We start from the raw sequence: 6,815 nt of genomic DNA, 5'->3' as shown, positions 1-6,815 counted from the left end.
ATCTTCATCCATGATTTGGTGTCCACCTATTTTGGTGGACACTTCATGCCTCAGAGCGCTGCGCCTCAAAAGGCGCACCGAAATTCGCGCTTACGATAAATCTGCGTCCCTCGGCCTTTCCCAGTTTTGGGATCGTTCAACAACGGCCGCCGCTTATTCCTTCTTTGAAAGAGCCCTCGGGTTAATTCGTTCCGATCCTTCGGGGTGTCGAACAGCAAAAATTCGACCGGCAATCGCCAACCGGTATCGTGCCACCTTCCGCCAACTGGGAAGCCATTCGGCTTGGGCTGATCCGGCCGAGCTGTTGCGGTCGAATATGCGAGGCCAAGTATCTGTGCGCTTTTGCACAGGACGATAAATTCGCCCTTCTTGACATCAGCAATGTTCGCCCAGTGCCAGAATGGCTTTCCTAGGCTGCCATCCTTCCTTATGCGCTTCCCCGGGCACCACAGAGTGCTACTGTCGCGTTGCGCGGCGAACTGAAGTCCAAGATTTACCCACCAAATCGCCATTTATTTCCACTCTGAGTTCAAGTTTGAACGAAAGTCAACTTTACTTTGATACCGCTAACCATTCGTTGTGAGTTATGGTCTCTTTGGGCGATTGGCACGCCGAGCTAGGTCCCGAACCCCGGCTCAAAGACTTTTTAGGCTCTCCAGCTCCTTGAACGGATGATAACCGAGACGAGGATCGAGGCATCGCACGTCATTAGCTGTTGCCCCTAAAATCTTGCCATCTCTCAGCGACACGCTTGTTGCTTGTCGGCCAGTATAGCCTCCGTAGCCGTTCTTCGCGTTGGCTTTAATACATACCGCGTCGATACGAGCTTGTGGGTTGAACAAGACCACATTGGAGATCTCTGCATCGCGGATCGAGTATGGATCGAGAAGGAAATCACGAGCGGCATTCACAATCGCGGTTTTCAGAGCCTTGGATGGTGGACGTTGAGTGTCTGCGACTGATTGTGGAACTGCTGTTTGGCAACCAGCTGTAGCTACTCCAATTGCCGCCATGATCATCAACTTATTCATTTCATTCCTCTTTTTTGCCTTACGCTCTTCATAGGAAACTCAGCCAGGCGGCGCAAGGATGTAACTCCGGGATAGTCCTTGGCTCCCCGGCGGGGGCGTCCTACGCATTGATCGACGACATCAAATGAGGACCAAATGGCGACGATCAGAAAACTTAGAGGCCGCTGGCAAGCACAGGTGCGGCGACGCGGTATGAAGCCTCGGGCAAAAAGCTTCGACAGCAAGGCTGAAGCGGAGAAGTGGGCGCGTGAGCTTGAAAGCCAAGTTGATCGTTTCGGTGCCGCGCCTGACACCAAAATTTTAGAGACCACGACACTGGGCGACCTGCTTAGGCGCTACAAGCTCGAAGTATCACCAACGAAACGCGGAAGCGTGCAAGAAATTCAGCGCATTGACCTGCTTGAGCGTCATGAGATTGCGCACCGGACATTGGTCGGGCTTTCGCAACCAGACATCTCATCGTTCCGCGACGAGCGCCTCAGCAGCGTAGCTCCATCTACCGCGGTTCGCGAAATGGCGATCCTTAGTCACGTCATCGAAGTCGCGATGCGAGACTGGGGCTTTCCTCTCAGCCGCAATGTGGTCAAGCTGGTTCGACGCCCCATCATTCGGAACGAACGTAAGCGCCGCTTGGAAGGTGATGAGGAGCAGCGCCTGCTCGACGGGTGCGATAGTGGCAAGATCGCGTTTTTGAAGACCCTGCTGATTGTCGCCATCGAAACCGGGATGCGCCGTGGCGAGCTAATAGGGTTGCGATGGAGCGACATCTCGCACAATCGCCGGGTGGTCACGTTGACGATGACAAAAAACGGATCTGGACGCGAGGTGCCTCTTTCACAGCGAGCATTTGATGCGCTGACCCAATGGAAGACACTCGCCGACGACGAACAGGTAATGATATTTCCTATGAAAGCTGGTTCCCTGGAGCAGGTCTGGCGCCGGCTCCTTGTTCGTGCGGAGATTAAAGGCCTTAGGTTCCATGATCTACGACACGAAAGCGTCAGTCGTATGTTCGAGCGCGGTTTGAACATGATCGAGGTAAGCAGTATTTCCGGTCATAAGGAGCTCCGGATGCTAAAGCGCTACACCCATCTCAGTGCAGATGACCTGGTGGGACGTCTCGGATAATCCGGCAGCACACAGATACACGCATAGGGATGTTGCGAAAAGTTGACACTCTCGTTTAGGTCGCGACAAAGGCGACAACTTTTGAGGCTGCAAGCCACTGAGACGTCAACTTTTCATCCATTCTTGCGCTCAAAATCGCCGATCTGGTTGCGCTAAGTTGACAGAGTTTTACGTTTAGTTGGCACTTTTGCGCCGAGATCATTGTGTTTCCAAAAGTGTCAACTTGAGTGACGTCTAAAATAGGATCTAGTCACCGGCGACGCACTTGAGCGACTGCGGTGGTCCACCACGGTTCGTCTTAACCGTGTGGAACACAGTAACCGATTGCTGACCACCATTGCCGGAAGCCTTACCTGGTCGCACCGAAAACGTATTCAGCGGCTCTCCTGGGAGCTTCCACGAATGACTTGCCGAGCGCGCCTAGTGAACCTCTAAGTCAGGGTCATTGTCTCGAAGGAGACCATTGCCACATGGGAACTCACTTGCCGTCGCCAACATGGACATTGCGGATTTCCGCGCCGCCCTTCTCTGTGCAGCCTACTGGTGACCGCTAACCTACCCTGCCGGAGAGAGCTGGGCGTGTTTATCGCTGAATGGGCACTGCCAAAATCGAAGTCCTAGAGAAAATCAATGAGCTCGATGGGGATGGCTTTTGCGTCCACCGCGCTCCGAAGGCCCAAACCTCCCATATTGCGAAAAATCGACGTAGAAGCTCGAGGGCGGGCTCGCGGCTGGTGCGAGTGCTAGTTTACGAAAACAATCGAGGATCGCGCTGAGACAAATCCTCGTGTCACAGCCAGCGATCATATGTCACTGTTCGGGTCGTCGTGGGAAGTGCGTGCCGCGACACAGGCATCCGGTATGTTGAACGTCCTCCGATAACGCTCGAGGCGTGGAAGCACTGCGTAATCTCCAGGTGACCGGACATGCCGACCAGAAGCATGCCGTCGGGCCGGGTAACTCCCAGTTCGACGCCGGAAGGTTTCTATTGATTGCCGTCCATTTCGTTCCCCGGAACATGTCTCAAAGACGTGACCCAAAGTGCGTGACGTCTATATATAGTATATAAATATATACTTACTTACTCTATAACCATAGCTAGAACGGTTTCTCAGTCACGTTTTACAAAAAGAACCCGAAAGCTCTTCTCGTCCAGCCCCTGAGCTCCGGCAAACCCCTGAACACTGTCGCGCAAAAATAGTCCCACTATTTGTGCGTTTGCACCTGGCTGCTCGCTATAAAGAAAATGTGGACGATAGCGGGAGACACCATTGCCCAGACCCAAGTTGAATTTAACGCCCGAAGAACGCGATCTGCACGACCGCATCCTAGCAAAGAAGCGCAAACGGAAGCAGCGCGAGAACGAGAAGAACTTGCGGACTATTGTTATGACCCCTGAACTTGAGGAGTTCGTGGACGAATTGCTCTTAGAGAGACTACACATCGCCTCGATGGCGTTGGCGATTTGGCAGAAGGAGAACAAGCAGAAGTTCCCTTTGCTGGCGAAACCGGAATTCCGGCCAGACGAAGGTCAAGCAGCATTTAGCGCTCGACAGAAGCGCTGGGAGCGCTGGGGTCTTATTCGGATGTTCGCAGCAAATGCCATAGCCCGACATCAGGGCCGCGAGCGCAAGAAGCGCTTTGATCAAACGGAAGCAAGGACTGCCGCAGAACTTGGCTTGACCGTTGATGCCTTTCGAAAGCACAAGCGCAACGAGAAGCTCACTGAACAGATGACAAAGATCGCGGCAAAGCTTGGACAGTCTGGTTGCGAAGGTTGAGATATGCTGAGCGAAGAAACGAGAGCGCAGATTCGAACCATGGCCGAGAAGTATAGCCAGCGCCGGTCGAACATCATCTGGGCATTGGATCGGTTTCCCTATCATCGGCACGGACTTCAAAAGCCTCGGGTGCGCGTTAAGGCGATATCGCAGCATTGGTCGCTTTCGACCGCCTCAGAGGCCGGAGTCGCCGGCGAGTAGCAGGCCTTGTTTCATTCCCCGCACGAGCGTGCGGGGGTGAACCTTGTAGCGCTCGGCAAGATCCTCGATCGAGACCTTTTCGATCATGAAGGCGTCTCTCGCCTCGAGAATCTGTTCCGGTGTGAGCGCAGGCGGACGCCCGATGAAGCTCCCCCTGGACCGCGCGGCAGACATTCCCGCCTTTGTGCGTTCGCTGATAATGGAGCGCTCGAATTCGGCCATCGCCCCCATGATATGGAATGTCAGCCGACCGCCGGAGGTAGATGTATCAATGGCCTCATTGAGCGAACGAAATTCGACTTCTCGTTCTCCAAGATCGTTGATGACCTGGATCAGGTCTATCAGAGACCGGCCCAGCCGATCGAGCCGCCACACTATCAGCATGTCGCCGCTCTGCACTGTGCTTAACGCTTCAGCAAGACCAGGCCGATCGAAAGTCGAGCTCGAAACACCCTGATCGGTGAACACGAGGTCACAGTCGCTTGCACCGAGTGCTTTCAATTGGAGGTCCAGGTGCTGCTCGTTCGTTGAAACCCGAGCGTATCCAATTTTCCGCATCATATGGCTACAATTCCATGACGTTCCATCGGGCATGATACTCGGTAACCCATTGACTTAAAGGAACCTTTTTGTCCGGCTCGGGGTTTTCTGTAGACCGTTGAAGCGAACTGAATAGAAACAGCGGCTTACGGCGGGGCGGGTTCGTGAGAGCGAGCTATGGGATAAAGGTTCCCTTTTGTCCGCGTGATAACAGCAGAAAGCCGTATGAGATCAGTCCTCACAATCGCCGCCATTACGACGCTCGTTTGTTCGGTCTCGATCGCCAACGCTGGAAGCGCCGGTGTTTTTCTCTTCATTGATGCAGGCACCGTGGAGACCAAAATCGAGGGGCTGGACGTCCGCCTGAGAGGAGAACTGACTGACAAGGACCTGACTGAGCGGGATTTTATGCGCCGTCCACGTTTTAGGATTAGCTGCCAAGATGGTGGTCGGCAGTTCCTCTTCATAGACACTGCCGACGACCTGGATCCGTGGCCCGATTTCAAAAGCGACGCAGCAATGGATGCCGACGCAAAGCTCGTGTCACAGACCGGCGCTTTCGAACCGCTTGCCACACGACTTAGAGCTTATCGAGTAAACGATCTTTTGACACTCGCTGTGGACATCACCGGGCGAGCCACAGAGATCGTTCAAACATGGGCGCAGGGTTTCCCAATCAAATTGACGAGCTCGCCGGGTAATGCGTTGTCGAACTTGAACCTCGTGGTCTTCCCTGGTGAAAACAATGCTCGTTTCCGCACCGAGATCAGCGTTGCCGCAAAGGCGTGTGCATTATTGTCCGGTTCTTGACCTCGACGCACCTGCTTCCTTGACGGTTCGATGTTGCCCAGGTTGGTGTCGCGATGAAGTGCAAAGCAATATCGCTTCAGACAATCCTTGGCCACCGTGCATCTACTCACTACTCATTGCATTATCCCGTCAAGCATCGTCGCCCCAATCGACCAGGGAGACTCGCTGGCGCGTGCGGCATTTTGAAAGCAGTGTCATGCAATGTCCAACATACTAAGCCAGCCGCTGAGCTTCTGTGAGTCGAAGCGCGCAATCCGCGCGACGGCCTTGCAGGTGCCAGCTTCTTCGGCGATGTTCAGCTTCGAATAGAAGGGTGGGGCATGAGCAAATCGTGGATGGTGCGCGCCGAGCGTGACGGGCGGCTTTTCGATGCGTTTAAAGAGAAGTCGGCGGTTGCGATCGGCTGGAACGAGGTCGGCGATCTGTCGGACAAAAAAACGCGGAAGGCGATCGCCGATCTCGTCACGACAGCATGGCCGGAGATGAAGCCCCAGGCGGCTGCCATGGCTGCTGGCCAACTGCATCGCTTCGTGAACGAGATTGATGTCGGCGACATGGTGGTGACCTTCAATCCGTCGCGCCGCGTCTATCTGATCGGCGAGATCGTAGGTCCTTACCGCTATGATACCTCAGTAGATCCCGAGGACGCGCAATACCGGCCGGTGCGGTGGCACGGCGAAGTCAGCCGCGATTTGCTCTCTGTCGAGAGCCGCAACAGCCTTGGATCGATCTCGACGTTGTTCCGAATACCGACTGAAGTTGCCGCCGAGCTGAAGAAAGCACTGGCGTCCGGCCAGCCGGCCACGATCGAGATAGCTGCTGCTACGACGGAGGCGACAGAGGATGATCTCTTCAAGTCAATGGAAAGCCGAGCACGCGAATTCATAAAGGATAAGGTGAATGCGCTCGCCTGGGACGATATGCAGGAGCTGGTAGCTGGTTTGCTACGTTCACTCGGTTACAAGACCCGCGTCTCCGAAGCTGGGCCCGATCGAGGCAAGGATATCGTCGCCTCGCCGGACGGCTTCGGTTTCGAGTCGCCGCGTATTGTGGTCGAGGTGAAGCATCGCAAGGGCACGATGGGAGCGCCAGATGTGCGCAGCTTCCTCGGTGGTCGGCATCCGCAGGACAAAGGTCTTTACGTCAGCACCGGCGGCTTTACGCGAGAAGCGCGCTATGAGGCAGAGCGGGCAAACATTCCGCTGGCGCTGATGGATCTCGACGAGCTCGTAAAAAGCCTTCTGGAGCAATACGAGAAGCTCGATCTCGAAACTCAACAGCTCGTGCCACTGAAACGGATTTTTGTGCCGGGGTGGTCGTGAGC

Annotated in this window: 6 protein-coding genes; 4 read left to right on the top strand and 2 right to left on the bottom strand. The window is 54.8% G+C overall.

Annotated elements, in window-relative coordinates:
- Positions 1-635: 635 nt before the first annotated feature.
- A complete protein-coding gene (locus FHX09_RS20665) occupies positions 636-1,031 on the bottom strand; it encodes a hypothetical protein (RefSeq protein ID WP_184450559.1) in 396 nt (131 codons plus the stop codon).
- 135 nt (positions 1,032-1,166) lie between these two features.
- On the opposite strand from FHX09_RS20665, the gene FHX09_RS20660 reads away from it, so the two are divergent.
- Together FHX09_RS20660 and FHX09_RS20655 are read left to right on the top strand one after the other, a co-directional pair.
- On the top strand, positions 1,167-2,159 hold the full coding sequence (locus FHX09_RS20660; protein ID WP_184450558.1) for a site-specific integrase: 993 nt from the start codon (positions 1,167-1,169) through the stop codon (positions 2,157-2,159).
- Between the two features lie 1,271 nt (positions 2,160-3,430).
- On the top strand, positions 3,431-3,940 hold the full coding sequence (locus FHX09_RS20655) for a hypothetical protein (RefSeq protein WP_184450557.1): 510 nt from the start codon (positions 3,431-3,433) through the stop codon (positions 3,938-3,940).
- A gap of 174 nt (positions 3,941-4,114) precedes the next feature.
- Here the strand turns inward: FHX09_RS20655 and FHX09_RS20650 are convergent, their stop codons facing one another.
- A complete protein-coding gene (locus FHX09_RS20650; RefSeq protein WP_184450560.1) occupies positions 4,115-4,699 on the bottom strand; it encodes a recombinase family protein in 585 nt (194 codons plus the stop codon).
- Positions 4,700-4,906: 207 nt separating this feature from the next.
- Between FHX09_RS20650 and FHX09_RS20645 the strand changes: the two genes are divergently transcribed.
- Positions 4,907-5,491: a hypothetical protein gene (locus FHX09_RS20645; RefSeq protein WP_184450556.1), complete on the top strand. Its 585-nt coding sequence runs from the start codon at positions 4,907-4,909 to the stop codon at positions 5,489-5,491.
- A 320-nt stretch (positions 5,492-5,811) separates the two neighbouring features.
- Positions 5,812-6,813, top strand: a complete 1,002-nt coding sequence (locus FHX09_RS20640; protein ID WP_184450555.1) for a restriction endonuclease — start codon at positions 5,812-5,814, stop codon at positions 6,811-6,813.
- Positions 6,814-6,815 lie beyond the last annotated feature (2 nt).

It is taken from the genome of Rhizobium sp. BK538, assembly GCF_014197575.1.
GTDB lineage: Bacteria > Pseudomonadota > Alphaproteobacteria > Rhizobiales > Rhizobiaceae > Rhizobium.
The sequence above is the reverse complement of the archived record's forward strand: the minus strand, read 5'-3'. Positions and strand labels throughout refer to the sequence as shown.

Coding starts and splice junctions, on each gene's coding strand:
- FHX09_RS20665 (WP_184450559.1), bottom strand. CDS start 1,031: ATGAATAAGTTGATGATCATGGCGGCAATTGGAGTAGCTACAGCTGGT.
- FHX09_RS20660 (WP_184450558.1), top strand. CDS start 1,167: ATGGCGACGATCAGAAAACTTAGAGGCCGCTGGCAAGCACAGGTGCGG.
- FHX09_RS20650 (WP_184450560.1), bottom strand. CDS start 4,699: ATGCGGAAAATTGGATACGCTCGGGTTTCAACGAACGAGCAGCACCTG.
- FHX09_RS20645 (WP_184450556.1), top strand. CDS start 4,907: ATGAGATCAGTCCTCACAATCGCCGCCATTACGACGCTCGTTTGTTCG.
- FHX09_RS20640 (WP_184450555.1), top strand. CDS start 5,812: ATGAGCAAATCGTGGATGGTGCGCGCCGAGCGTGACGGGCGGCTTTTC.